Annotated in this window: 16 protein-coding genes; 4 read left to right on the top strand and 12 right to left on the bottom strand. The window is 64.9% G+C overall.

Going from position 1 to position 25,050, the window contains the following annotated elements; all coding sequences use genetic code 11:
* Positions 1 to 85 precede the first annotated feature (85 nt).
* The 12 genes from VIL80_RS01945 to VIL80_RS01890 form a co-directional block, all read right to left on the bottom strand.
* Positions 86 to 1,216 carry a DmpA family aminopeptidase gene (locus VIL80_RS01945; RefSeq protein ID WP_332034477.1) on the bottom strand — a complete coding sequence of 377 codons (1,131 nt, stop codon included), beginning with the start codon at positions 1,214 to 1,216 and terminating at the stop codon, positions 86 to 88.
* Positions 1,217 to 1,299: 83 nt separating this feature from the next.
* Positions 1,300 to 2,994, bottom strand: a complete 1,695-nt coding sequence (locus tag VIL80_RS01940) for an amidohydrolase (protein ID WP_332034476.1) — start codon at positions 2,992 to 2,994, stop codon at positions 1,300 to 1,302.
* 32 nt (positions 2,995 to 3,026) lie between these two features.
* Positions 3,027 to 5,045, bottom strand: a complete 2,019-nt coding sequence (locus VIL80_RS01935) for a tetratricopeptide repeat-containing sulfotransferase family protein (RefSeq protein WP_332034475.1) — start codon at positions 5,043 to 5,045, stop codon at positions 3,027 to 3,029.
* A gap of 66 nt (positions 5,046 to 5,111) precedes the next feature.
* Positions 5,112 to 7,496 (bottom strand): TonB-dependent receptor, encoded by a 2,385-nt coding sequence (locus VIL80_RS01930; protein WP_332034474.1) that lies wholly within the window; start codon positions 7,494 to 7,496, stop codon positions 5,112 to 5,114.
* A gap of 118 nt (positions 7,497 to 7,614) precedes the next feature.
* Positions 7,615 to 9,114, bottom strand: coding sequence for a Na+/H+ antiporter NhaC (gene nhaC / locus VIL80_RS01925; protein ID WP_332034473.1), 1,500 nt, complete (start codon positions 9,112 to 9,114; stop codon positions 7,615 to 7,617).
* A gap of 41 nt (positions 9,115 to 9,155) precedes the next feature.
* Positions 9,156 to 11,171 carry a S9 family peptidase gene (locus VIL80_RS01920; protein WP_332034472.1) on the bottom strand — a complete coding sequence of 672 codons (2,016 nt, stop codon included), beginning with the start codon at positions 11,169 to 11,171 and terminating at the stop codon, positions 9,156 to 9,158.
* A 19-nt stretch (positions 11,172 to 11,190) separates the two neighbouring features.
* Positions 11,191 to 13,746 carry a CehA/McbA family metallohydrolase gene (locus tag VIL80_RS01915; RefSeq protein ID WP_332034471.1) on the bottom strand — a complete coding sequence of 852 codons (2,556 nt, stop codon included), beginning with the start codon at positions 13,744 to 13,746 and terminating at the stop codon, positions 11,191 to 11,193.
* Positions 13,747 to 13,776: 30 nt separating this feature from the next.
* Positions 13,777 to 15,099 carry an acetyl ornithine aminotransferase family protein gene (locus VIL80_RS01910; protein WP_332034470.1) on the bottom strand — a complete coding sequence of 441 codons (1,323 nt, stop codon included), beginning with the start codon at positions 15,097 to 15,099 and terminating at the stop codon, positions 13,777 to 13,779.
* Positions 15,100 to 15,109: 10 nt separating this feature from the next.
* A complete protein-coding gene (locus VIL80_RS01905) occupies positions 15,110 to 15,937 on the bottom strand; it encodes a CoA-transferase subunit beta (protein ID WP_414684511.1) in 828 nt (275 codons plus the stop codon).
* Positions 15,934 to 16,785 (bottom strand): CoA transferase subunit A, encoded by an 852-nt coding sequence (locus tag VIL80_RS01900; RefSeq protein WP_332034469.1) that lies wholly within the window; start codon positions 16,783 to 16,785, stop codon positions 15,934 to 15,936. Before VIL80_RS01900 ends, VIL80_RS01905 begins: the two co-directional genes overlap by 4 nt.
* 13 nt (positions 16,786 to 16,798) lie before the next feature.
* Positions 16,799 to 18,355: an aldehyde dehydrogenase family protein gene (locus VIL80_RS01895; protein WP_332034468.1), complete on the bottom strand. Its 1,557-nt coding sequence runs from the start codon at positions 18,353 to 18,355 to the stop codon at positions 16,799 to 16,801.
* Positions 18,356 to 18,392: 37 nt separating this feature from the next.
* Positions 18,393 to 19,730: an aminotransferase family protein gene (locus tag VIL80_RS01890; protein ID WP_332034467.1), complete on the bottom strand. Its 1,338-nt coding sequence runs from the start codon at positions 19,728 to 19,730 to the stop codon at positions 18,393 to 18,395.
* Positions 19,731 to 19,844: 114 nt separating this feature from the next.
* On the opposite strand from VIL80_RS01890, the gene VIL80_RS01885 reads away from it, so the two are divergent.
* The 4 genes from VIL80_RS01885 to VIL80_RS01870 all read left to right on the top strand — a co-directional run.
* Positions 19,845 to 20,630: an IclR family transcriptional regulator domain-containing protein gene (locus VIL80_RS01885; RefSeq protein ID WP_332034466.1), complete on the top strand. Its 786-nt coding sequence runs from the start codon at positions 19,845 to 19,847 to the stop codon at positions 20,628 to 20,630.
* A 110-nt stretch (positions 20,631 to 20,740) separates the two neighbouring features.
* On the top strand, positions 20,741 to 22,054 hold the full coding sequence (locus tag VIL80_RS01880; RefSeq protein ID WP_332034465.1) for a Xaa-Pro dipeptidase: 1,314 nt from the start codon (positions 20,741 to 20,743) through the stop codon (positions 22,052 to 22,054).
* An 11-nt stretch (positions 22,055 to 22,065) separates the two neighbouring features.
* On the top strand, positions 22,066 to 23,445 hold the full coding sequence (locus VIL80_RS01875; protein WP_332034464.1) for a metal-dependent hydrolase family protein: 1,380 nt from the start codon (positions 22,066 to 22,068) through the stop codon (positions 23,443 to 23,445).
* 116 nt (positions 23,446 to 23,561) lie between these two features.
* On the top strand, positions 23,562 to 25,050 hold a 1,489-nt coding region (locus VIL80_RS01870; RefSeq protein ID WP_332034463.1), incomplete at its 3' end, for a tetratricopeptide repeat-containing sulfotransferase family protein.

Raw genomic sequence — 25,050 nt, 5'->3', positions numbered from 1 at the left:
GCGAAGTATACAGAAGGGGGTAGGCGCGGGAAAGTGGCTTGGGCAACAAGGTGTGCCCGGCCACTCTGGCGCCGGCCGCCCAGGGCTAGGGCCGATACTTATCCACAAGCTTGACCAGTGCTTCACGGTCGATGGCCTTGGCGTAGTTGCCGCCCTCGCCACGCATGTCGCGTGCGGCGACCAGGGCGTTGACGATAGCTTCCTCGGTAGCCTCTACGGTGCCGCGGAACAGCGGGTCCAGGTGCTCGTTGCCGAGCATGCGTACCTGCTGCAGGCCGGTCTGGCTGGCGGGGTTACCGGTGGAGAAGGCGATAAAGATGTCTCCGGAGCCATTGCCGGCATAGGAGCCGACCCGGGCCAGGCCCATGGCGGCGCGCTTCGCCAGTCGCTTCAGCTGGTGCGGCAGCAGCGGTGCGTCGGTGGCGACGACGATGATGATGGAGCCGGTGTCACCCGCCTCTGGGTTTTCCTCGGAATAGATGCGGTCATTGCGCAGGTATTGGCCCACCGGGACTCCGGCGATACGCAAGGTGTCGCGCAGGCCGTAGTTGGCCTGCACCAGCACGCCGACCCGGTAGTTTTCCTTTTCGGCACTGACCAGCCGCGAGGCGGTGCCGATGCCGCACTTGTACTCGTGGCAGATCATGCCGGTGCCGCCACCCACATTGCCCTCGGCCACCGGGCCACCCCTGGCGCCTTCCAGCGCCGCCACCGCGTCTTCCGCCTTCACGTGAAAGCCGTTGATATCGTTCAGGTGGCCGTCCCAGGTCTCCGCTACCAATGGCAGCGACCAGGTGTAACCGCTGGCATCCGGCGGCGCGGCCTTGACCCGCCAGGCGATGGTGGCGTCGCGCACCGTGCCCACGCTGTGGGTGTTGGTGATCATCACCGGGCCTTCCAGGACGCCGGACTCCTCGACCCAGTGGCTGCCGGTCATTTCACCGTTGCCGTTCAGGGAGAAGATCGCCGCCATTACCGGGTCCATCAGGCTGTCGTTGCCGCGGGGCAGGATGGCGGTGACACCGGTGCGCACCGCGTGGCCCTCTTCGGTATCGGTGATCAGGGTGGTGTGGCCGACGGTGATGCCGGGAACGTCGGTAATGGCATTCAGCGGACCGGGGGTACCGTCGAACGGAATGCCCAGGTCGCGGGCGCGCTCGGCGTTACAGGTAGTGGCAAGCATCAGCAGTCCTGCAGTCAGTATTTTGTTAAGCATTTTTTAATTCCAGCCCCATTTGTTTGTGTCCCGTTTATTTCCTGGGCCGCCGCCAAAACCGGCCACTTCGCGGGTACCGCTGTTCACATCCGGCCGTGCACCAGGCGCCCGGCGGCGAGCGTCGCCAGGACTTTGGTATCGCGCAGGCTTGCGGCATCTGCGCGGCTGACATCCCGGTCCAGCAGTATCAGATCGGCGCGCTTACCAGGGGTCAGGGAACCGGTTTCGCCCTCCAGACCGAGCATGGCGGCAGCGTTGATGGTGTAGGCCCGCAGCATGTCCTGAGTGCCAAGGGCCTGCTCCGGCAACAACAGGCCGCGCTCGGGTTCTTCGAAATTACAGCGGCAGATGGCCACCGCCATGGCCTCGAATGGATTGAAGCTGCTCACATTCCAGTCGGAACCTCCGGCGATACTGGCGCCGGCGTCAAGCAGGCTTTTCGCCGGGTAGATCCAGCGGCTGCGCACGTCGCCCAGGTAGGGCTGAACGGCCTCCACTGAATAGTGGTCCGGTTGTCCCCAGGCCAATTGGAACGACGCGTATACATCCAGGGCGGCAAACCTGGGCAGATCGTCGGGGTGTATCAGTTCCAGGTGAGAGATGCTGAATCTGGCCGCGGACTGCTGCTTGCGCGCCGTCGCGAAGGCGTCCAGGCCGGCGCGCACCGCGCGATCGCCGATTGCGTGCAGATGCACGTTAAAATTTTCGCGGGCGAGTGCCATTACCAGGCCGTTCAATTCCCGGCCACCGGCGTAGAGGTTGCCGGTATGCGCAGTGGGTTTACCCTTTGCATCCAGGTAGGGCTGTAGCAGTGCCGCGCTCTGAGTGGGAGATTCGAGCACGCCGTCGACAAATATCTTTGCGGTATCGATTCTCAGATTGGAAGCTCCCGAGTATCGCTCGCGCAGCGCGAGCAGCTGCCGCAGATTTTCTTCGCTGTTACTGGTCTCTGTACGGAGCGCAACGGAAGTGTGCATGGTCAAGCGGCCTGTGTCCGCCAGTTCGCGATAGATTTTTAGCTCTTCCTCGGTCGCGGACGCTTCCATCAGCGAGGTAAGTCCCGCTGCGTGCATAAGCTGCAGTGCTCGCGCCGTCATCTCGACACTGGTTTGGAAATCATCTCGCGGCAGATAGGGTTTCAGCAATTGCGTTGCGTTATCGATCAGCTGGCCCGTGGGCTCGCCGGCACTGTTGCGCACCAGCTGGCCATTGGCCGGGGCAGCGGTATTTTTTCCGATGCCCGCCAGCGCGAGCGCGGCACTATTCGCCCAGGCGGTGTGTTCGTCGGTGGCGAAGAGTGCCAGTGGCAGCGCGGTGATTTTGTCCAGATCGGATTTACTCGCGGTGAAATTGGCCGGATTCAGGTTGATCACCGACAGTATCTGCCCCTGCGGCAGATCCGCTGTGCCGCCCATGCACCCGGATACCACCTCGGCAATTTGCTCCAGCGTCAGCCTGCGATCGTCGAGGCTGCAATCGTCCATTTGCACCGCACCGATGACCGGATGTATATGGGTGTCGATCAGGCCGGGCATCACCGTAGCGCCTGCGGCATCCACCAGCTTGTCCGCGGCCCAGGCTTGGGCGCCTTTGGTATCACCTACGTAGACGATGCGCCCGCCCCGCAGGACCACCGCCTCAGCCAGAGGTCTGGAAGCATCCATGGTCAGCACATTGGCGTTCAGGATCGCCAGATCCGCGCGCTCGGCCGCGTGGCAGGTGACCGTCAGGATCAGGCTCAGGCCCAATAAAGTGGGATTGATTAGTGTATGACGCATCGGCGTTTGCCCTTTTTTGATTTATTTTTTTGTCAGCCGGGTTGAACGCCATGGTTCTGAAAGCGGGACAACGTCTCCGCACCCAGCGCCTCGGCCAGTGGTGCCAGTTGGGTTTCAAAATTTTTCCAATGCGCGAGCGCCGAGGTATAGATCGGCTGGCGCACTTGTTCGCTACTGGCGGTGCGCACCGAGCGCCGGTTTTCAAAAAACCGCAGGCAGCGCTCTTCAAAAGTCAGGCCGCAATGCGCCAGTAGTTTTTTCACCATGGTCTCAGTGTCGCTCACCAGCTGTTCGTACTGCAGGCACAACACCTTGCCCGGCAAGACCCTGTCCCAGTGATCCATCAGGTACAAATAGGCTTTGTAATAGTCGGCGATACCCTGCAACGAATAACTGAAAATATGTCCCGCGGCGAAATGCTGTTTGAAACAACTGAATCCACAGTCGAGGGGGTGGCGCCGCGCGTCGATGACGATGGCCTGCGGCAGTATCTGATGAATCAGACCTACCTTGTCGAAATTGGTCGGCAACTTGTCAATAAAAAAACGTCGCCCGCTGCGGTAGATGCTGGTGTCGTCCAGGTAGGCCTGGCCGTAGGCGGCCAGTTCGGACTTGCTGAACAGAGACATGGAATGCGGATAGGACGCGCCTTTCCGCCCGCCATCGATGGTGATACGCCGCAGCAGATTGGGCAGCGCAGCCAACTCCATGGTGCCTTCGATTTGCGAATGACTGGCGAGAATCTGCTCTATCAAGGTAGATCCGGATCTCGGCAGACCGACGATAAAAATAGGCGTTGGGCCCTGGTGCTGCGGCTCGGCCGTTTCACTTTGCGCGAGCAGTTTTTTATCAAAAGCTTCCGCAATTTGTACAATGCCCGCGAAATGTTTTTTGCCGTCGAAGTGGGCGTTGCCGCGCAGCAGATTGCCCTCGCTGTACCAGCGAAATGCCTGAGAGTAATTACCCCTGCCCTCCTGCGCCTTGCCGAGCGCAAATGCCGCTTGTGAGCGCTGCTCCGGGCGCGCGCTCTGGCTCTGCACCAGTTGGCGCAGAGTGGCAATTTCGTCGTCGCCGAAGCGGTAGGTTTTCATATCTGCCAGGCCCCACCAGCCGGCGCCGTTGTGGGGCACAGCCTGAATGCTGGCTCGGTAGGCGGCGATGGCTTCGGCGTGGCGGCCGAGTATTTTGAGGATATGGCCGAGCAATAACTGCACATTGCCTTTTTCGAGGGCGGTTTTCGCCAGCGCCAGCGCGCGCTCGTAGGCGCTGAGGCATTCGTCGTAGTTGCCGCAGTGGCCGAGCACGCGGCCAAGTATCAGCCAGGGCGCCGCAGTATCGGCATTGATTGCAACAATGGTGCGCGCCGCCGCCACCGCCTCAGGATAGCGGCCCGATTCTTCATAACTCACTACGAGCGCCGCACGCAGGCTGATATCCACCGGGTAGCGATCGAGCGCCAGCGTGAGAATGCGGCTCGCCTCCTCGAAGGCTCCTACCTGGGAAGCCAGTTGCGCAAGCGTATAGGCGGCGCGCGGGTAGCCCGGCTGCTGCTCGAGCAGGCTCTTGCACAGCCGCTCAGCCTCCGCGAAACGCTGTTGCTGCATCGCGGCTTCGATCTGTGCGAACCGGGCGCGGTGTGGATCGCAGCGCTCGGCGGCGGCGAAGGCGGAGCGCGCCTTATGCATGGCCTGCGTGTGAAAATAAAGCGCGCTCAGATGGCACCAGCCCGGATAAAAGTTCGCGCTTATCTGCACCGCGCGCTCAAAGGCGCGCATGGCCGCCGCTGTGTGGCCGAGGCCGAATTGCGCAAAGCCGAGATCGCCAAAGGCCGCGCAGGACTGTGGATGGTCCAGGGTGCCCTGTTCGAAAACGCGGATCGCGGCCTCGCTGTCGCCACTGCGCATCAGCGCCGAGCCGAGCAGACTTGTGGCAATTTCATCGGCCGGGTGCGATTGCAGCCACTCGCGCAGGTCAATAGCGGCCTCGCGCGCCTGTCCCGCGCGAATCTGCTGCGAGGCGCGGCGATAAAATTGCTGCTGCTGGTTACTCATAGGAAGGCACCAAAAAAGGCGGGCACAGAGACCCGCCGTATTACCGCAGGGAAATCCCCGGGGCTTTTACCAGAAATCCACATCCATGCGCAGAGAGTAGGTCCGCTCCGCGCCGTAGTAGTGGTACAGGTCGCTCAGCGGCGAATCGCCCCGGTAGCGGCTGCGTTTGTACGTGATAATTTCCTGGTTCAGCAGATTGTTGATATAGAAACCCAGCCGCACCTTCTCGCTGAAGTCCAGGCTGCCGGAGAGATTCAGCACTTTGTAGGCCGGAGAGATATCCTCGTCCTGGGTATTGAAGTGCGACTTGTATTCGCCGTAGCCGGCGTAATCTAGGCGCACCGAGGCCTCCCTGTCCCACAGGTTCAGCTGCTGGTCCAGCGCAATGTAGTAGTTGTACTTCGGCACCATGGTCATGCTGTCCCCGGATTCCGCGCCCAGAGTGGGGACGTCCGAGGTCATGCGCGCATCCGTGTAGGCGGCATTGACCAGCAGTTGCAGCCGGTCCGTGAGCTGCGTGGTGCTCTCGAATTCCAGGCCCTCGGACTCCGCGGAAGCCGCGTTCGCGGTGTAGCTGAAACCGCAGGTGGGCATATACACACTCGCCTGCACGCCGGTCCAGTCGATGTGGTAGATGGCGGACGAGAACTGGAAGCGCCGGTCGAACGCCAGCCCCTTGATGCCGATTTCGTAGTTGTCTATCTGGTCGGATTCGTAGCGGTCCACGTAGCCGTCGATGTTCGGATCTGCCGCGCAGTCGTTCGGGGAATTGGGCCCGTTGTTGCCGCCGGGGCGGTAGCCCTCAGCGTAGAGCGCGTAGATGGACATGGAATCCGTCGGCATGTAAGACGCCGAGAACTTGAAGCGGTTGCCGCTCTCGCCGTCCTTGGTGATGGTCTCCTGGGCTTCCTCGCCGATCCAGATACCGGACACTTCGGTGTGGATGTCGTCATCCAGGCTGTAGTTGCGGATGCCTGCGGTCAGTTCCAGATCCTTGCCTCCGAGATCGAAGGTGTAGCTCAGCTCGCCGAAGAAGGCGGTTTCCCTGGTGTTGTAGCGGATCTGGTTGTAGTTGTAGTTCTTGGTGCCGTCGCCGTAGAGATCGAGACCAATCTGGGTCGGGTCGCCGAGGCCCCAGTAATAGCCCCACAGGTACTCTGCGATGGCGCGGCTGCGGTCGTCGCTGGCGTGATACTGCCACTGGCCGTTGGGCGTGCTCTTCCATTCTTTTTCGTCGTAGAAGGCGCCGAGCGTCCACTGCAGCTGGCTGTCGGTATTCGACAGCAGGCGCATCTCGTGGGAAGTGCGATCGTAGCCGTCGTCGTTGATGATCCAGGTGCGGAACAGATCGTTGGCGTCGTTGCGCGACCAGTTGTCGAGCGACGCGAAGGCGTACTCCTGCAGCGAGCCCGCGTATACGAAATCCGCGAACGGCAGCAGATTGTCCTTTTCCACGCGCAGGGAGAAGACCTGATACTCCTCCTCCTCCCAGGGATCGAGGGATTCCCACACCGTGAATTTTGGATCGTGCCCGGAAACCGGCTTGCCCGTGCGGCAGGCCGGCCGCTCGTCGGCTTCATTGGGACATTCGGGGAAGCTGAGTGCCACGTCGTAGCCGTAGATGGCGTCGGGGTTCTCGGTCAGGATCGCCTCGTAGTAGTAACCGGGCTGCGAGCGGTCGGCGTAATCGTAGCCGGAGGTTTTTTCCTTGTCGTTGATATAGGTCAGGTTGATGTTCCAGTCCTCCGACGGCTGGAACATCAACTGTGCACGCAGGAAGCGATCCGTTTCCTCGCCGTTATCACCAGTGTTGGTGTTGAGGATCTTGCCCTCCTTGTCGCCGAAGCTGCCGATCACCCGCGCGGCTACTGTATCGGAAATCGGTATGTTGACGCCGGCATAAAGGCGCTTACCGACGCCCGGGCGGTTGTCCTCCTGCTCGACTGCTGTGGCACCGAATACGGAGAAGGCACCCAGCTCCGGTTTGTTGGTGACCACGCGCACAGTACCGCCAATGGCGTTGGAGCCATAGAGGGTGCCCTGGGGACCGCGCAGCACTTCGACGCGCTGCACATCGAACAGATCGCTGGAATCAAACGGAATGTCATCGGTCCAGGCACTGGTGGTGCCGGGCGCGGCCTCGTTGCTCCCGGACAGGCCGCGCAGAATCAGTTCGCCGCGCGGATTGGCCGCACCGGCAACCGTGCGATAGATATCCTCTTTCTTGAACAGATTGCGCGCGAGGATTTCCTGTTCGCCTACCGCGGCGATATTCATCGGCACCTCAACCAGCGACTCCTCCCTTTTGCGCGCCGTTACTATCACCTCCTCTATGGACGATGACGCTGAATGAGTGTCTTGCGCCACGGCCACCTGCACGGACGCTGCTATGCCGATCTGCACCGCAACGCTGACAGGATTTCTGAACCACTTCACTGGACCTTTGGACATCGGATTTTCCTCGTAAGGTTTTTTATTTTTTACTGCCTCTGACGGAACTCAATGCCGGGCCGCGAGGCCCTACCGGGAGCACTTATGCCCGAGCCCGGATAAACTTTTCACGAGAAACTCACCGGGCATTTGTTACTTCCATTACCAGCGCCGGCTCGCGCACGTCTTCCATGTCTTCATCGCCGATGCGCACTATCTTGAAATTCGCGAAGCCGTAGGCCATCGCCATCAGCGGGTTGATCAGGTTCAGGAAGGCGTAGGGCGCGTAAGCCAGGGTGGGTACGCCCAGGGTGGCGGCCATAAATGCGCCGCAGGTATTCCACGGCACCAGCGCGGAGGTCATGGTGCCGGCGTCCTCGAGGGTGCGGGACAGGTTCTGCGGCGCCAGGCCGCGGCGCTTGAACTCGGCGCGGAACATGCGCCCGGGCAGCACGATGGCCATGTACTGGTCGGAGCCGACGATGTTCATGCCGAGGGCGGTGGCCACGGTGGTGGCGATCAGCGAGCCGGTGCCGCGCACCTGTTTCAGCAGCACCTGCACCAGTCGCTGCAGCAGCCCGGTGTGTTCCATCACCGCGCCGAAACTCATGGCGGCGAGAATGAGCCAAACGGTGTTGACCATGCTGGTCATGCCACCGCGGGACAGCAGGCTGTCGAGCACGTCATCGCCGGTCGCGGACACATAGCCGCTGGACATGGCCTGCCAAATGGCGAGCGCGGTTGCGCGCCAGCCCGGTCCGGTGCTTTCGCCGGCGAAGCGGTTCAGCGCCTCTGGCTGGTAGACGATGGCCACCAGCGCGCCGGTGAGGGCACCCAGGAGTATCGCGGGGTAGGCGGGCACCTTGCGCAGTGCCAGACCGAGCACCACCAGCAGTGGCAGGAAGGTCGGCCAGCCGATATTGAACTGGCTTTGCAGCAGTTCGCGACTGCGCGCGATGGTCTCCGCACTGCCGTCACCGTCGGTGCCGAGCGCCAGCCAGGTGAACAGCACCAGCGCGATCAGGAACGAGGGCACCGTGGTCCACAGCATGTGGCGGATATGGGTGAACAGGTCGGTGCCGGCCATGGCCGGTGCCAGGTTGGTGGTGTCGGAAAGCGGCGACATCTTGTCGCCGAAGTAGGCCCCGGAGATCACCGCGCCGGCGGTGATCGGCAGCGACAGTCCCATCACATGGGCCACGCCCAGCAGGGCAATACCGACGGTACCGGCGGTGGTCCAGGAGCTGCCGATGGACACGGCCACCAGCGCGCACACAACCATGGCGACCGGGTAGAGCCAGTGCGGGTCCAGCAGGCCGAGGCCGTAGTAGATCAGTGCCGGAGCGGTGCCGCTCACCATCCAGGCGCCGATCATGGTGCCGACCATCAGCAGGATCAGGCACGCGTTCATCGACAGGCTGATGCCGTGCACCATCGCCTTTTCCAGTTCCGCCCAGCTCTGCCCGCGCACCAGGCCGATCAGTGCGGCGGCGGCGGCGGCCAGGAACAGCGCCAGCTGGTTGGGACCGGACGAGGACCCGTCACCGAACAGGTTGACGGACAGGCCCAGCAGGCCGATCAATACCAGCAGCGGCACCAGTGCCAGCCACAGCGGAATTTGGTTTGCGGGCTTGTTCATCGCAATGCCTCTGTTATGGATTCAACAAAATGTTCGCGCGCTCAGCCGCGCTTTTTCAGCAGGTACTGGCCGTACCAGTCCAGGTTGCGCTGCATACGGTCCGCCAGGTAACTGGGGACGTTGAGGCCGTGGTTCTGCCCGGGGTAGATCACCAGCTGCGAGTCCACCTTCAGCGAGCGAAGCGCCTGGTACATCTGCTCGGCGCCGAGGCAGGGCACATTGCGGTCCTTCTCCGCGCACTGGTACAGGGTGGGGGTGGTGATGCGGTCCGCGTGCAGGAAGGGGTAGCTGACCCGCGCGTAGTTATCGAAGTTCTCCCACGGGGTGCCCAGCTCCAGCTCGTATTCGCGGCTGTACTGGTCGTGGCCGTAGCTGCCGAGCACATTGGCCACGCCGGCGCCACTGATGGCGGCCTTGAAACGGGTGTCGCTGCCGATCAGGAAGTTGGTGAGGATGCCGCCGTAACTCCAGCCGCCGAGTCCCAGGCGCTCTTTATCCGCGATGCCGAGGTCCACCAGATGATCGACGCCGGCGAGCACATCCTTGACGTCGGCCTCGCCCCAGCTGGCATAAATTGCGCGCGAGAAATCGAAACCGCGGCCGGAGGAACCGCGCGGGTTCACTGCCAGCACCGCGTAGCCGGCTGCCGCGTACAGCTGCCAGTCGTACATGAATTCATGGGAGAACTGGTACACCGGGCCGCCGTGCACGCGCACGATGGTGGGGTATTTCTTGCCGGGCTGGTAACCGACCGGCTTCACCAGCAGCGCCTCGATGTTGTGGCCCTCGCTGTCGAAGCGCAGCTCCTCACTCGCCTGGAGTTGTACCTGGTTCAGGAACGAATTGTGGTCGGCGAGGGTGCGCGGTTTGGCTTCCACGCTCTCGATAAAAAACGGGCGGGTGTCGGTGGAGACCAGCTCCGCCAGGCGGCCATTTGGTGCGAGCGCATAGTCGTAGCCGAAGCGCTGGCCCTGGCTCAGGTAATCGATTTTCTCGCTGGCCACATCGATGCGCGCCAGCCAGGTGTTCAGGTTCTGCTCCACCAGCGCGTAGATGGCTTTGCCGTCCGGTGACCAGCGCGGCTTATAAAAGCTGCGGTCGATATGCGCCAGCTTGCGCTCGGTGCCTTTTTCCAGATCGGCGACCACCAGCTGCCAGGGCGCGTAGTAGATCCACTTGTCTTCGCCGCTCTGCAGCCACGCCAGCTGCTTGCCGTCCGGCGACCACACCGGGCGGGATTCCCAGTAGGGGTCCACATCGGTGCCGGCGAAGCTGCTGATGCGCTTGGGTTCGGTGCCGGCCTCGGGGGCCACGGTGTAGACGTCGTAATTGAGGTGGCGATCCGGGTCCGGGCCGGTGCGGGTGACGTAGGCGATGCTGGCACCGTCCGGCGACCAGGACGGTAGCCACACATCCATCGGCGCGCGGGTCAGCTGGGTCAGCTGCTCGCCGTCGAGGCTCAGGGTCCACAGGCGCTGGTAGCGGTTGGTGAGGTAGTCGCGGCCGTCTTCCATGAACTGGAAGCGGTCGATGACCAGCGGCGGTACCGGCTTGTCCTCGCCGCGGCTGTCCTTGCGCACCGGCGGCGGGGCATCTTCGGCGATCAGCGCAAAGCGGCGGCTGTCCGGCGCCCACACAAAATCATTCACGCCGGCGGGCAGGCGGCTCACCTGGCGCGCCTCGCCGCCGGCGGCCGGCATCACGAAAATCTGCGCGCTGCCGTCCTCGCTACCGTCGCCGAGGAACGCCAGCCATTTGCCGTCCGGGCTGTAGGCGGGTGCCCACTCACTGTCGAACTGGGTATTGGTGAGCTGCACCGGCGCGCCGCCGGACCAGTTCGCCCGCCACAGGTCGGACACGCTGGCGTCGCTGTCCAGGTTGTGGCCGCTGACGGTGTAGGCGATGCGCTCGCCGTCCGGGGAAAAGCTCGGCCCGGACAGGTCCTGCAGCCGGTGCATGTCCGCCATTTCGAACGGCCGCAGCGACTGCGCCGCCTGTGGTGCTACCAGTGGTGCCGCCGCCAGCAGGGCGATCGACAGGATTCCCAGTCGCTTCATGGTTGCTCCTTTATGTGCGTTACTCGGCGCGGGCGGCATAGAAGGCCCGCGCCTTTTGCAGGTAGGCGAGTGTGCGCTCGCGCTCGTTGTCGTTCAGGTATTCGTCGCGCTGGCTCGCGTCGTCGATCACGCGGTCGAGCCACGCGGTGAAATAGGCCGCGTCCGCCGGCGCGCGCTGCGGCGCGCCGTCCACTTCCAGCCACACCGGGTTGGTGGTGGCATAGGGGTACAGGTCCTGCACCCAGGGATGCGGCTGGCCGGCGGCGCGCAGCAGCAGCCAGCCGGAACCGGGGATCTCGATCTCGCCGTCCCAGTCCACCCGCTGTGCCGCCGTCAGGCGTTTGATCACCGCGCCGTTGAACACCAGCTCCAGGTCCTCAAGCGGCACCAGCGAGCGCAGTGCCGCGTCCACTTTTACTTTGCCGGGCTGCTGCAGCCGCACGCTGTGCCCGGGCAGCTGGCCGTTCACGCGCAGGCCGAGCATTGGCCCGTTGCTGACGAAACTCTGTCCCTCGCGGATCGCACGCTTGAGGGATTCCGCATCCCGCGCCGCGCCCTGCAGGAAGATGCGGTTCAGGCCCACCGGGCCACGCAGGCTGGCGTAGTTGGTCATGGCGTCGGTGCCGGCGCCGGCGGGCACTCGCAGGCCCAGGTTCAGCAGCCGGTACCAGACCTCGGCGGTGGCCTTGTGATCGGCGAAGGACACCACTTCCAGGTAGTCCGTGAGTCCCAGTGCCGCGTCCGCCGGCAGGCTGTGGCTCAGTTTCTTTTCCTTCGCCGGGTCGATGGACCAGTCGAACGGGTGCACATAGCCCACCAGCGCGCCCTGCTTGTGCGCCAGCTCGCTCACCGCGCCGTTGTGCGGGTAGGGCGAGGCCAGCGCGGTGTGGCGGTAGCTGGAAAAGTCCGGGGTCAGGTAGTGGTCGTCCAGGTGCAGCAGGCCCAGGTGGCCCCAGTAACTGGTGTGGTACTCCTGCCCCTGGAAAATGGTGCGGCCGTTATGGTTGAACGGTGCGGTGGAGAAAGCGGCGATATCCGGAATCCGCTGCTCCTTGTTGACGATCAGGTTGTAGCCGATGTCCAGGTCCTCGGCGTTCATCTGGTCGGCGAGGCCCGCGAGCTGCTGGCGGTAGTGGCCGCCGTAATTCATGTGCAGGTGCAGGTCGGCGCTCTGGTGCGGGCCGAATTTGCGCGGCAGCGACAGGTCGCCGAGGTGCAGGCTCAGGGTCTGGGTGTCGGCGGTGACGGTGAGTGTTTGCTGTGCCGGTGCGGTGGCAAAACCGTGCAGCGCGGTGATGGTGAGTTCGCCCTGTGGCACCTGCAGCTCACAGCGTTTCTGGCAGTGGAAGTAGTGGTTTTCGTGGGATTGCTGGCCCGGCTGGAAATAGTCGTCCCCGTGTAGCCAGCCGTTGTTGTGCGCATCTGCCTCGGCGCCGTAGTGGCGTCCGCTGGCGTCCTGCACCATTACCCGCCCGGCGATGGGTTTGCCGTCGGGCCCGGCGAGTTGCAGGGTCAGCTGGGTCATCGGTTGCAGGTAGTGGCGCTGTTTCGCCGCGATGCGTTTGCGCTCACCGCCGATCACCGTCTGTAGCCACAGTTCGGTGCCGCCGGCTTCGTTGCTGATGTAGACAATCTGTTCGCCGTCCGGCGACCAGCGCTGCTGGCGCAGGTCGAATTCGCCGAAGGTCAGCGGCAGCGGCGACTGGCCGCTGGGGGTGGTGAGCCACAGCTGGTGCCACTGGCGGCCCTGGTAGCTGGCGTACAGCAGGCGCTTGCCGTCCGGCGCCATCTCCGGTTTGGCGGCCCAGGTGGTCTCTTCCACCAGGATTTTCTGGCGGTCGGCGGGGTTGTCCACCGCCACCGACCACAAGTCGCCGCTGCCCCAGGCCACCTCGGTGTTGGCCAGGTAATAGATGCGCTGGCCATCCGGGCTCCAGCTCGGGTTGATCGCGTGGTCGGTGGGACCGTAGTAGTAGCGGTCGATATCGCTCTGGCGCGGCGCCAGCAGCGGGCGCACGTCGCCAAGCCCGCTCTCCCCCAGCTCGGCGACAAACAGGTTGAAGTGGCCGCCGTCGCGGCTGGAGGTGAACACCAGGCGCTTGCCGTCCGGGGAGAAGCGCGGCTCCAAATTCGCGGCGCCGGTGCGGGTCAACTGGCGGCTCTCGAGGCTGTCGAGGTCGAGGCGCCAAAGCTCCAGCGCGTCGCCATCGGCGCGGGTGTAGATGGCGTAGCGGCCGTCGGGGGAAACCTCCGGCTGGTAGTCGTAACCGGGCCCCGCGGTGAGCTGCCAGGCCTCGTCGCTGTCCAGGGCTTGCCGCCACAGGCTGCCGGCCATGCTGTACAGCAGCGCCTTGCCGTCCGGCGTAAACGCCGCCTGGCCGGGGCCGCTGGTGAGCTGCGGAATATACATCTCGCGCCAGTAGTAACTGTGCGGATGGTCCACGTGGGCGAGCACCGGCGCGCGCGCCGGTACATTTGCCTGTTGCGCGATGTCGGACTGCACTGTACCGGACTGCGCGGTGGCAATGGCTGCCGGCAGCAGTGCTGCCAGCAGGGTCAGGGAGCGGGTCGTCATTATTGTTTTCCCGGTCATGTGGTTGGAAACCTAGCCCACCAGTGCCTCCGCCAGGCTGGTCTCGATCATTTCCAGTGCTTCATCCACCTGCGCGCGGGTCACGCACAGCGGCGGCATAAAGCGCAGGGTGCTCTGGCCGCAGGAAAGCAGCAGCAGGCCATTGTGGTAGGCGCGGGTGATCAGGCGATCGCACAGTTCCTTGGCCGGTTCCTTGCTGTCGCGGTCGGTGACCAGCTCCATGCCGATCATCAGGCCGCGGCCGCGCACCTCACCGATGCAGTCGACACGGCCCTGCAGCTCGCGCAGGCGCTCGATAAAGTAGGCACCGACTTTTGCGGCGTTGTCTGCGTATTCCTGTTCCACCAGGTCCAGCGTCGCCAGTGCGGCGGCACAGCACAGCGGGTTGCCGCCATAGGTGTTGCCGTGGGCACCGCGCGGCCACTTGGCCATATGTTCCTTTTTCGACACCACAAGGCCGATCGGCATGCCGGAGCCCAGGCCCTTGGCCAGGCACATGATGTCCGGGGCCACGTCCCAGTGCTGCGCTGCAAACATCTTGCCGGTGCGGCCGACGCCGGACTGCACCTCGTCAAAAATCAGCATGATGCCGTGGCGATCGCACAGGTCGCGCAGCCCCTGCAGGAAGCCGTCCGGTGGCACGATGTAGCCACCCTCGCCCTGGATCGGTTCTACCAAGATGCCGGCCACCTCGTTGGCGGGGACATTGGACTGGAACAGCACCTGTTCCAGATAATCCAGCACCGCCTTGCCCTGGTCGTCGCCCGCCAGCAGCGGGCGGTAATTGTTGGGGAAGGGGATGTGGGTGACCCCGGCCATGGTGGGGAAGAAACCCTTCTGCTGGGTGTACTTGCTGGAGGTAAACGCCAGCGAACCCATGGTGCGGCCGTGGAAGCCGCCGAGGAAACCGATAAAGCGCGAGCGCCCGGTGACATAGCGCGCGAGCTTGAGCGCGCCTTCCACCGCCTCGGTGCCGCTCTGGCACATGAAGGACAGCACCTCGCCCATGTGCGACAGCTCGTTGACGCGCTCGCCCAGGCGCACCTGGTGCTCGTGCCAGTAGTCGCTGGAAATATGCAGGAACTGGTCGGCGGCGCCCTTGATCGCCTCGACCACTGCGGGGTGGCGGTGGCCGGTGGAGCACACCGCAATGCCGGCGGCGAAGTCGAGGAAGCGGTTGCCGTCCACATCCCACACGTCACAGCCTTCGCCGTGGGACATCACAAACGGGTAATCGCGCGGGTAGGAGGGCGACACCACTTTGCTGTCGCGCTCGATCATCGCCTGCGCCTTGGGGCCGGGCAGGGGGGTGACAATGCGTTTGTTATTGTTCATATCCGAATCCTTATACTGCATTGGATGAATTGGGTGCCAGATGAATTTTCACCGGCGTGGCGTGCGCAATACGGGTGCGCTCGTTGAGGGCGCGCAGCTGCGCGAGTTCGGTTGCCGTGGGCGGCGCCAGCAATTGCAGCTGCTCGGCGACCTGCAGTGGCCAGCCGCAGGCGGCGACCGCCGCCGCCGGATCCACCCCGGGGTAGATATCGGTGAGCACCAGTTCGTCGCTGTCCGGATGCGGGCGCAGCACACCGAAATCGGTGATCACCGCCTGCGGGCCGCGCCCGGGATAGCCCCTGGCGGCGCGTTCGCCGCGGCCGCCCAGAAAACCGCTGCTGGTGCGAAAGCCCAGCTCGCTGACGAAACTCTTCGGCGACATGCGCATGATCACCAGCACGCTGCTGGCGTGGGTGGCGATCTCCGGTGCGCCGCCGGCGCCGGGCAGGCGCACCTTGGGATCGTCGTAGGCACCGATGACGGTGCTGTTCAGATTGCCGAAGCGGTCGATCTGCGCCGCGCCGAGGAAGCCCAGGTCCACGCGCCCGGCCTGCAGGTAGTGGGTGAAAATCTCCGGCAGCGGGATCACCACCTCGGCGGTTTCCGCCAGTTCGCCGTCGCCGATCGACAGCGGCAGCACCCGCGGCTTGGTGCCCACGGTGCCGGATTCGTAGATCAGCACCAGGTTGGGGGCGTGCAGCTCGCGCGCCAGGTTGCAGGCGGCGCTCGGCAAGCCGATGCCGACGAAACACACGGCGCCGTCGCGGAGCTGGCGCGCCGCGGTCACCGTCATCATTTCGTCCTGGGTGTAGTGAATGTCTGCAGCTGGCTGGCTCATGCGGCGACCCCCAGCTTGTGTAGCAGCGCCGAGTGGTCGGGGCTGTCGAGCACGTGGCGGTTCATCCAGCTGAGAAAGGTTTCGCGCTCGCGCGCAATCGCATCCCAGGCCTGGTAGAAGCTGTTGTCGCGGGGGTAGTAGCCCTGCGCATACGACGGATAGGCGCCGCCCGGCACCACCGCAATGGCGTCGATCAGGAAGCTCGGCAGCACGATCGCGTTCATCCCCGCATCCAGGCTCTCCACCTGTTCCTCCACCGTAACCAGCAGCGCACGCGCCGCCAGCGCGGCCTCGCGCGCGGCGCCGGTGATGCCGCGCAGCAGCACGTTGCCGGCGCGATCTGCGCACTGCGCGTGCAGGATGGTCACATCCGGGCGAATCGCCGGCACCGCGGTGAGCGCGGCGCCACTGAACGGACAGGCGATGGCGCGGGTGGCGTCCGGGTTGGCCGTGTATAAATCGGTGTCGCGATAACCCTGCAGCAGGCCGCTGGGTAAACCGGCGGCGCCGGCAGTATAGGCTGCCGCCAGTTCCGCGTGGCTGTATTCACACAGCGCCAGCGGGCGCGGCCAGGCGTTTTCCACCGCGTCGCGCAACCGGTGCAGCGAACCCACACCGGGGTTGCCGCCCCAGGAGAAGGTCAGCTTGCTGGCGCAACCCATGCCGATCAGCTGGTCGTAAATCAGGTCCGGGGTCATCCGCACCAGGTGCAGGTCGCGCCGGCCCTGGCGGATGATCTCGTGGCCGGCGGCAAACGGGATCAGGTGGGTGAAACCCTCCAGCGCCAACTGCTGGCCGTCGCGTACCAGTTCGGCGATGGCGTTACTGAGGCTGACAAACGTTGCCATGGTCTCGCTCCACTCATTCGACGATGGTGTGGGACTGCTCGCGCTGGTACAGCGCGAGATAGTAGAAGGAACCGATGGCCTTGCCGGTAGTGCCGGAACCCTTCCAGCCGCCGAAACACTGGTAGCCGGGCCAGGCGCCGGTGGTGGCGCCCTGCGGGCGGTTCACATAGGTCACGCCGGCCTCGATTTCGTCGAGGAACTGATTTACCTCGCGCTGGTCGCCGTAGATGCCGGCGGTCAGGCCCAGATCGGTGTCATTGGCCAGTTCCAGCGCCTGATCAAAATTGTCGACGCGCGCCAGCAGCAGGATCGGCAGGAACATTTCTTCCCGCCACAGCGGGTGTTCCAGGCTCGCCTCCGCCAGCAGCGGTTCCACGTAATAGCCGTCGCCGCGGTCGTCGAGCTGGCGGCCGCCGTGGAGTATTTCCGCACTGTCGGCCAGCTGTTGCGCGTAGCGCACGTAATTGGCGTGGGCCTGGGCGGTGGTCACCGGTCCCAGCCAGTTCTCGCGCTGGCGCGGGTCGCCGATGTTGAGCTGTGCCAGCTGCGCCCTGATGCGTGCGATCAGTTCGTCCGCCACCGCCGAGTGCACGTACAGTCGCGACAGCGCCGAGCACTTCTGTCCGCCCATGCCGAACGCCGAGCGCACGATGCCGATGGCGGCGCGCTCCAGATCCGCATTGCGGGTGACGATGCAGGGATTCTTGCCGCCCATCTCGGCGATGCACGGGCGCGGGTAGCGCCCGGCCACCATAAAGCGGGAAATCCGCATGCCCACTTCATAGGAGCCGGTAAAGGTCACGCCGGCGGTGGACGGGTGCGCTACCAGCGCGTCACCAATGCGGCTGCCGGGGCCACTCAGGTAGTTGAAAACCCCGGCCGGCAGGCCGGCGCGGTGCAGGCAGTCCGCCAGCAGGCGGCCGGCGAGCGGCGTATGGCTGGCGCCTTTCAGCACCACGGTGTTGCCGGTCACCAGCGCCGCGGCCACCGGGCCGCCGGCCAGCGCCAGTGGGAAGTTAAACGGCACGATCACCACCCAGGCGCCGTAGGGTTTCATCACGCTGCGGTTGGTCGAGGTCCAGTCCGGCAGCGGGTCGTTGGGCAGCATGTGGTCGAAGCCCTGCTGCTCGAAACTGTCAGCGTACACACGGAAAAAGTCGGCGGTCTCCTGCGCTTCTCCCAAAGCCTCGAAACGGTTCTTGCCGGTCTCCAGGGTCAGCGCGGCGGCGAGCCGGTAGACCTCTTCGTCGAGCAGGTCGGCAATGCGGCGCATGATGGCGATGCGCTCGGCCGCGGGGGTGCGCCGCCAGCCCTTGAACGCCACCTGCGCGGCACCCATGGCGGTGTCCACATCGGCGCCGTCGGCCGCGGCAAATTCGCCGAGCACCAGCTCGCGGTCGAGGGGGCTGACGCGGGTGTCGTAGGCTTCCGCCGGGCGGTCCTCGCCGTCGATATACAGATGGAAGCGACCGCCGAGCTCCGCGCTCAGTTCCGCCAGTGCCGCCTCGTAGCGCTGGTGCATTTCCTCCGGCGGATTGAACATGGTCGCGTAGGTGAGTTTGAAGCTCATGTGTTCCCTCTCTTATCGTTATTTCGGGGCTGTTACGTCAGGCCGCCAGTTCCGCGGCCATGGCCGCCAGTAATTCGTCCAGCAGTGCCACCGCATCGACCAGCTGCGCTTCGCTGATTACCAGCGGCGGCGCCAGGATCAGCAGGTTGCCGCGGCTGGCAAAGGACACCCCGGCCTCCATTGCGCGCTTCAGCAAGTTCGTCAGTGCCGGGTGCGCCTGCGGCCACGGCGACAGCGGCGTGCGGTGCGCGCGGTCGCTCACCAGTTCCACCACCGCGAACAAACCGTGGCCGCCGCGCACGTCGCCGATCACCGGGTGGCGCTGTTGCAGTTTCTTGAGCTCCGCAAACAGCGCGGTGCCGAGGGCGCGCGAGCGCGCAATCAGGTTTTCCTCTTCATAGGCGGCAATGGCGGCGACACCGGCGGCGCAGGACAGCGGGTGCCCGCAGTAGGTGAGGCCGGTGTAGAGCATCTCGTGTTCGAGGCGCGCGGAGATTTCCGCCGACAGCACCACCGCACCCAGCGGCAGGTGCGCGCCGGTGAGGCCCTTGGCCACGGTCATCAGGTCCGGGCGCGCATCGGCGCCGTAGCGCTGCCACGCAAACCACTCGCCACAGCGACCGAAACCGCTCATTACCTCGTCGGCGATCAGGTAAATACCGCGCGCGCGGGTCAGCGCGCGCAGTGCCGGCCAGTAGTTGTCGGGGGCGACGATGCCGTTGGTGCCAGCGTTCGGTTCCATCAGTACCGCGGCCACGTTGTCGGCGCCGGCGTCGTCGATCAGTGTCGCCACTTCCAGCGCGGCAAGCTCGCCGCACTCGGACTCGGTCTGGCTGTTGAACGGGCAGTGGTAGGCGTAGGGCGGGTGCGCGTGAATGACGCCAAAGGCCTCGGCATCGACCTGGGCGCGGGTGCGCGCGTCGCCGGACAGGGCCATGGCGGCGTAGCTGGCGCCGTGGTAGGAGCGGTCGCGAGTGATGACTTTGCCGCGGGGTTTGTGCGCGGCCTGGCGGGCGAACTTGATCGCGTTTTCGTTGGCGTCGGCGCCGCCGAGGGTGAAGAACACACGGCCGCCATCGAAGCCGGATTTTTCCAGCAGCGCCTGCGCCAGTGCCGCGCGCGGCTCGGCGCCCCAGGCCGCGGTGACAAAGCACAGCTGTTCGGCCTGTTCGCGAATCGCGCGCACCAGTTTCGGGTGCTGGTGGCCGAGATTGCTGCACTCGGCGAGGCTGCTCATATCCAGGATGCGGCGACCGTCCTCTGCGATCAGCAGGGCGCCTTCGCCGCCGACAATGGTGGGTGCATGCCAGTCTGCCTGCCGGCACCAGCTGTGCAATACCGTTTCCCGTTCGGACTTGATGTCCGCCGAATCCATGCTGTCCTCCGGTAGACGTTCGCAATACGAACATTTATTCTTATTGCGAACGAGTTTAGGGGGCAGTCGATTCGACTGTCAACGGATTCCCCCCCCAGCGTAGGAGAGAGTGGCATGAGCAGCCCAGATGATTTCAACCAGAGCGCGGACTACGTCCAGTCGCTGCACCGCGGGCTGGAGGTGATCCGCGCGTTCAATTCCGAGCGCCCGGCCATGACCCTGTCGGAGCTGGCAGAGTGCACAGGCTTGTCGCGCGCGGTGGTGCGCCGCCTGCTGCTCACGCTGCAGTACCTGGGGTATGTCACCAGCCGCGGGCGACTGTTTTCACTGTCGCCGCGCATTCTCGAACTGGGCTTTGCCTACCTGGGCTCGCTGCCGGTGACCGAACTGGCACAGCCGCTGATGCAGGCGCTGTCGGACCGGGTGGGCGAGTCCTGCTCGCTGTCGGTGCTCGACGGCTGCGACATCGTTTACGTCCAGCGCGTTGCCGTGCGCAAGGTGATGACCGTCAGCCTTGGCGCCGGCGCGCGCCTGCCCGCCTACTGCGCTTCCATGGGCCGCGTGCTGCTGTCGGGACTCGCCGATGCCGAGCTGGACGCGTGGCTGGCGGAGGCGCCGATCGAAGCGCGCACCCCGTATACCGTCACCGAACCGGCGCGCCTGCGCGAGATCATCGCCACTGTGCGCAACCAGGGTTACTGCTACGTCGAGCAGGAACTGGAGCTGGGCCTGTGTTCGCTGTCGGTGCCGGTGCGCGACGGCAGTGGCCGTGTCGCCTACGCGCTGAATATCGGCATGCCCTACGGCGAGGGTGTGCGCGAGCGCGCGCTGGCGGAACTGCTGCCGGAGCTGACGGGCACCGCCGAGGCCATTGGCCGCAGTCTCGCGGCTGCCTATTGAATAAGACGAGTGAAGAGTTACGCGCCACAAAAAATATTCCGGGAGGGTGCGGATGCCATCCCTGTCCGCCCGGTGAGAACACAACAATAAATCCGATCAGGAGCCTTCCAATGTCACATGCAACGTCTCAAACACGGTCCCGCGTCACCCGTTTTGCGCGCCCGCTGCTGCTGGCGGCCATGGCCGCGATGCCGCTCGGGCTTCCCGCCCTGGCGAGTGCCGAGGAGGTGTGGATCAAGGCCGGGCAGCTGCTCGATGTGCGCAGTGGCAAGCTGCTGGCCGAACAGGTGATTCGTGTCGAGGACGGGGTTATCCGCTCCGTCGGCCGCGAGGCAGTCCCGGAAGGCGCCAAGGTGATCGATTTCAGTGACAGCACCGTGCTGCCGGGGCTGATCGATGCGCACGTGCACCTGGGGGCGGATGCCTACAGCGGCGCCTACAGTTTTGTCACCATTTCTGTGCCATCGCAGTCGATCACCGCCACCGCTAACGCGCTCACCACCCTCAAGGCCGGCTTCACCACCGTGCGCAGCGCCGGCGAAAACAACTATGTGGACGTGGCCCTGCGCGACGCCATCAACAAGGGCGAAGTACCTGGCCCGCGTATTCTGGCCGCGGGTAACTTCCTCGGCATGACCGGCGGCCACTGCGACACCAACCTGCTGGCGCAGGAATTCAAGCACCGCGACGGCGGTGTGGCCGATGGCCCCTGGGCGCTGCGCGCGAAGGTGCGTGAGAACGCCAAGTACGGGGTGGACGTGATCAAGTTCTGCGCTTCCGGCGGCGTGATGACCAAGGGCGACCACCCGGGCACCCAGGAGCTGACCTTTGAAGAAATGAGCGCGATGGTTGATGAGGCCCATCGCATGGGCAAAAAGATCCTCGCCCACGCCCACGGTGCCGACGCGATCAAGACCGCGATCCGCGCCGGTGTGGACTCCATCGAGCACGCCAGCCTGATCGACGCCGAGGGCATTCGCCTGGCTAAGCAGAGCGGCGTTGCGCTGGTGATGGACATCTACAACGACGAGTTCATCCGCGAGGAGGGCCGCAAGGCGGGCCTGCTGGAAGAGACCCTGGAGAAGGAAAAACTGGTGGCGGAAGCGCAGCGCGAGAATTTCCGCCGCGCCCACCGCGCCGGGGTGAAACTGGCCTACGGCACCGACGCCGGTGTGTATCCGCACGGCCAGAATGCACGCCAGCTGAGCTGGATGGTGAAGTACGGCATGAGCCCGGCGGAAGCCATTCGCGCCGCGACCCTGGACGCCGCCGCGCTGCTGGGGCTGGAAAGTGATATCGGCAGCCTGGAGGCGGGCAAGCGCGCCGACCTGATCGCAGTGAAAGGCAATCCGCTGGCGGACGTGGCGGTGCTCGAACAGGTGGATACCGTGGTGCAGTCCGGACGGGTTACCGTGATCAACTGAGGGGGAATGCCATGAAACAACATTGGCGCTCCCTGGTGCTGGCGCTGTGCGCCGGCACCGCCGCCATCGGTGCCGGTATTGGTGCCGGCGTGGGCACGGATAGCGGCGGGGAAAGCAGCGGCGACATCGCCCTGACCCGCCTCCCGTACACACCGGACTCCGGCAGCATCGCGATTCGCTGTGGCCGCCTGATCGACGGGGTTGGCGACACCCCGCTGCTAAACCAGCTGGTGATTATCCGCGACGGCCACATCGCCTCCGTCGCCCCGACGGACAAGCCACCCGCGGACCTGCCGCTGCTGGCACTGCCGAACCACACCTGCCTGCCCGGTCTGATCGACACCCACACCCACCTGGCCGATAGCGGCATCGATTCCGCCGACGTGCTCGACATCCTCACTCCCGAACAGCAATTGCCGCTAAGTCGCGCCAATGCCCGCACCACGCTGTTGGCCGGATTTACCAGCGTGCGCGATATGGGCAGCTACCTGGCGTTCGGGGTCAACGGCATCCGCGATCGCGTCAACGCCGGTGAGGAAATCGGTCCGCGCATCCAGACCTCCGCTTTCTACCTGACGATCCCCGGCGGCGGCGGCGACACCATTGTTCCGGGACGGGCGCCGGAGACGATTCCCGCGGTGCTGCGTGCAGGTGTGGCGCGCGGACCCGAACAGTTTGCCGAGAAGGCCCGTGCGGCCATTGCCGGCGGCGCGGACGTGATCAAGGTGATCGCTTCCGGCGCGGTACTGGCTTACGGCGGCGTGCCCGGTGCGCCGGAAATGACCCGTGAGGAGATCTCCGCGGTGGTGCGCGAGGCCCACGCCGCTGGTCTGAAAGTTGCAGCGCATGCGCATGGCGCGGAATCCATCAAGGACGCCATCCTCGCCGGCGCCGACACCATCGAGCACGCGTCGCTGGCGGATGACGAGGCCATCCGGTTGGCCGCCGCGCACGGTGTGGCCTTCTCCATGGATATCTACGACGGCGATTACATCGCCGAAGTGGGGCGCAAGGAGGGCTGGCCGGAGGAATTTGTGCAGAAGGGCGAAGAGACCACCGAGGCCCAGCGCCAGGTGTTCAGCGCGGCGGTGACCGCCGGCGTGCCGCTGATTTACGGCACCGATTCCGCGGTTTATCCCCACGGCTGGAACGCGCGCCAGTTCAGCTATGCGGTGGCCCGCGGGCAGTCGCCGATGGCGGCGATCCAGTCCGCCACCAGTGTGGCGGCGCGCTTTATGGGTTGGGAAGGTCAGGTAGGCGCGCTCAAGCCGGGACTGCTCGGCGACCTGGTTGCGGTAGAAGGGGACCCGCTGGCGGATATCCGCCGCCTGGAACAGGTGTCACTGGTGGTGAAGGGTGGCCACGTCTTCAAGTGGCAGGAAACCGAATGAGGTGGTTAACGTTGTTTGTGCGGTAATCGCACAAACATTCTTATTGTGAACATTTGTGGATGGAAGTAGTCTTGGACGCAGCTACCAATAATCAAAATGCCAAGCGAAACCCGGTTATGCCTTCAGCAGCTACCCGACCACAGAGTGCCGATAGCGCAGACGCTGCCCAGAGCGCGGACACGGCCCAGAGCACCGACACAGCCCTGCAGCGCATCGCGCAGGAGCTGGCGCGCGAGCCCGCGGCGGCGCTGGCACAACTGCGCGCGCTGCTGGCGGACAATCCGCAGTCGGTCTACGGTCGCCAGCTGCAGGCAGTGGCGCTGCGGCTGCTGGCGCGGGTGCCGGAAGCACTGGCGGTACTTGAACCGCTGGTGCGCGAGCACCCCGGCTTTGCCGAGGCCCAGTACGAGCTGGGACTGTGCCTGCGCGCCCTGGGGCGGCTGGCGGAGTCCGCCGAAGCCCTGCGCCGCGCGGTTACCCTGAGAGGCGACTTTGCCCCGGCGTGGAAATCCCTCGGCGATGCGCTGCTGGCGCTGGATAAAACCGCCGAAGGCGAGGCGGCGCTGGGCCAGTTCGCCGCGCTCACCGCGCGTGACCCGCAACTGCGCCGCGCGCTGCAGGCCCTGCAGCAGGGCCAGCTGGCGCTGGCGGAACAGCTGAGCCGCGACTACCTGAAACGCCGCCCCGCGGATGTCACCGCGATTCGCCTGCTGGCGGAGCTGGGCCTGAAACTCGGGCGCTATGCCGATGCGGAAAAACTGTTGTCGCGCTGCCTGGAACTGGCGCCGGAATTTTTGCTGGCGCGCTACAACTACGCCTTCGCGCTGATTCGCTTGGGCCGCCACGCACAGGCGCTCGACGAACTAGAGCGCCTGCTCAACGCCGAGCCCGACAACCCCAATTACCTGATCCTTAAGGGCGCCACCCTGGTACGCCTGGCCCGCTACGACGAAGCGCTGGCCATCTACGAACAGCTGCTGGCGCAGAGCGACGCGCAGCCACAGGTGCAACTGAGTTACGGCCACACCCTCAAGACCGTCGGCCGCCAGGCCGAGGCGATTGCCGCCTACCGCCGCGCCGCCGCGCTGGACCCGGAGCTGGGAGAAGCGTGGTGGAGCCTCGCCAACCTGAAGACGGTGAAATTCGACACGGTCGATGCCGCGGCGATGCGCGACTGCCTCGCGCAGCCGGCAAAGTCCGTGGAGCAGCGCGCGCAGTTGCTGTTTGCGCTGGGCAAGGCGTGTGAGGACGTGGGGGATTACGCGGAATCGTTCCGGCACTACGCCGACGGCAACCGCCTGCGCCGCGGTACCCTGCACTATTCCGCGCAGGAAAATACCGAGCGCACAGATTCTGCCATCGAGCTGTTTACCCCCCAATTTTTTGCCGCGCGCGCCGACCTCGGTTGCATCGCGTCGGACCCGATTTTTATCGTCGGCCTGCCGCGCTCCGGTTCGACCCTGGTGGAGCAGATCCTCGCCAGCCACTCGCAGATCGAAGGCACCATGGAGCTGCCGGACGTGATCGCGATGGCGCGCCGCCTCGGCGGGCGAAAGGATATGCGGGAACAATCGCGCTATCCCGGTGTGCTGGCGGAACTTTCGC

The organism is Microbulbifer sp. (assembly GCF_036563125.1).
Classification (GTDB): Bacteria; Pseudomonadota; Gammaproteobacteria; order Pseudomonadales; family Cellvibrionaceae; genus Microbulbifer.
Note: the sequence above shows the minus strand (reverse complement) of the source record. Positions and strands in the feature narration are given on the sequence as shown.

What these genes read in the sequence shown, in the direction of transcription:
- VIL80_RS01945 (WP_332034477.1), bottom strand. Translation starts at nt 1,216, where the DNA reads ATGCTTAACAAAATACTGACTGCAGGACTGCTGATGCTTGCCACTACC.
- VIL80_RS01940 (WP_332034476.1), bottom strand. Translation starts at nt 2,994, where the DNA reads ATGCGTCATACACTAATCAATCCCACTTTATTGGGCCTGAGCCTGATC.
- VIL80_RS01935 (WP_332034475.1), bottom strand. Translation starts at nt 5,045, where the DNA reads ATGAGTAACCAGCAGCAGCAATTTTATCGCCGCGCCTCGCAGCAGATT.
- VIL80_RS01930 (WP_332034474.1), bottom strand. Translation starts at nt 7,496, where the DNA reads ATGTCCAAAGGTCCAGTGAAGTGGTTCAGAAATCCTGTCAGCGTTGCG.
- nhaC (WP_332034473.1), bottom strand. Translation starts at nt 9,114, where the DNA reads ATGAACAAGCCCGCAAACCAAATTCCGCTGTGGCTGGCACTGGTGCCG.
- VIL80_RS01920 (WP_332034472.1), bottom strand. Translation starts at nt 11,171, where the DNA reads ATGAAGCGACTGGGAATCCTGTCGATCGCCCTGCTGGCGGCGGCACCA.
- VIL80_RS01915 (WP_332034471.1), bottom strand. Translation starts at nt 13,746, where the DNA reads ATGACGACCCGCTCCCTGACCCTGCTGGCAGCACTGCTGCCGGCAGCC.
- VIL80_RS01910 (WP_332034470.1), bottom strand. Translation starts at nt 15,099, where the DNA reads ATGAACAATAACAAACGCATTGTCACCCCCCTGCCCGGCCCCAAGGCG.
- VIL80_RS01905 (WP_414684511.1), bottom strand. Translation starts at nt 15,937, where the DNA reads ATGAGCCAGCCAGCTGCAGACATTCACTACACCCAGGACGAAATGATG.
- VIL80_RS01900 (WP_332034469.1), bottom strand. Translation starts at nt 16,785, where the DNA reads ATGGCAACGTTTGTCAGCCTCAGTAACGCCATCGCCGAACTGGTACGC.
- VIL80_RS01895 (WP_332034468.1), bottom strand. Translation starts at nt 18,355, where the DNA reads ATGAGCTTCAAACTCACCTACGCGACCATGTTCAATCCGCCGGAGGAA.
- VIL80_RS01890 (WP_332034467.1), bottom strand. Translation starts at nt 19,730, where the DNA reads ATGGATTCGGCGGACATCAAGTCCGAACGGGAAACGGTATTGCACAGC.
- VIL80_RS01885 (WP_332034466.1), top strand. Translation starts at nt 19,845, where the DNA reads ATGAGCAGCCCAGATGATTTCAACCAGAGCGCGGACTACGTCCAGTCG.
- VIL80_RS01880 (WP_332034465.1), top strand. Translation starts at nt 20,741, where the DNA reads ATGTCACATGCAACGTCTCAAACACGGTCCCGCGTCACCCGTTTTGCG.
- VIL80_RS01875 (WP_332034464.1), top strand. Translation starts at nt 22,066, where the DNA reads ATGAAACAACATTGGCGCTCCCTGGTGCTGGCGCTGTGCGCCGGCACC.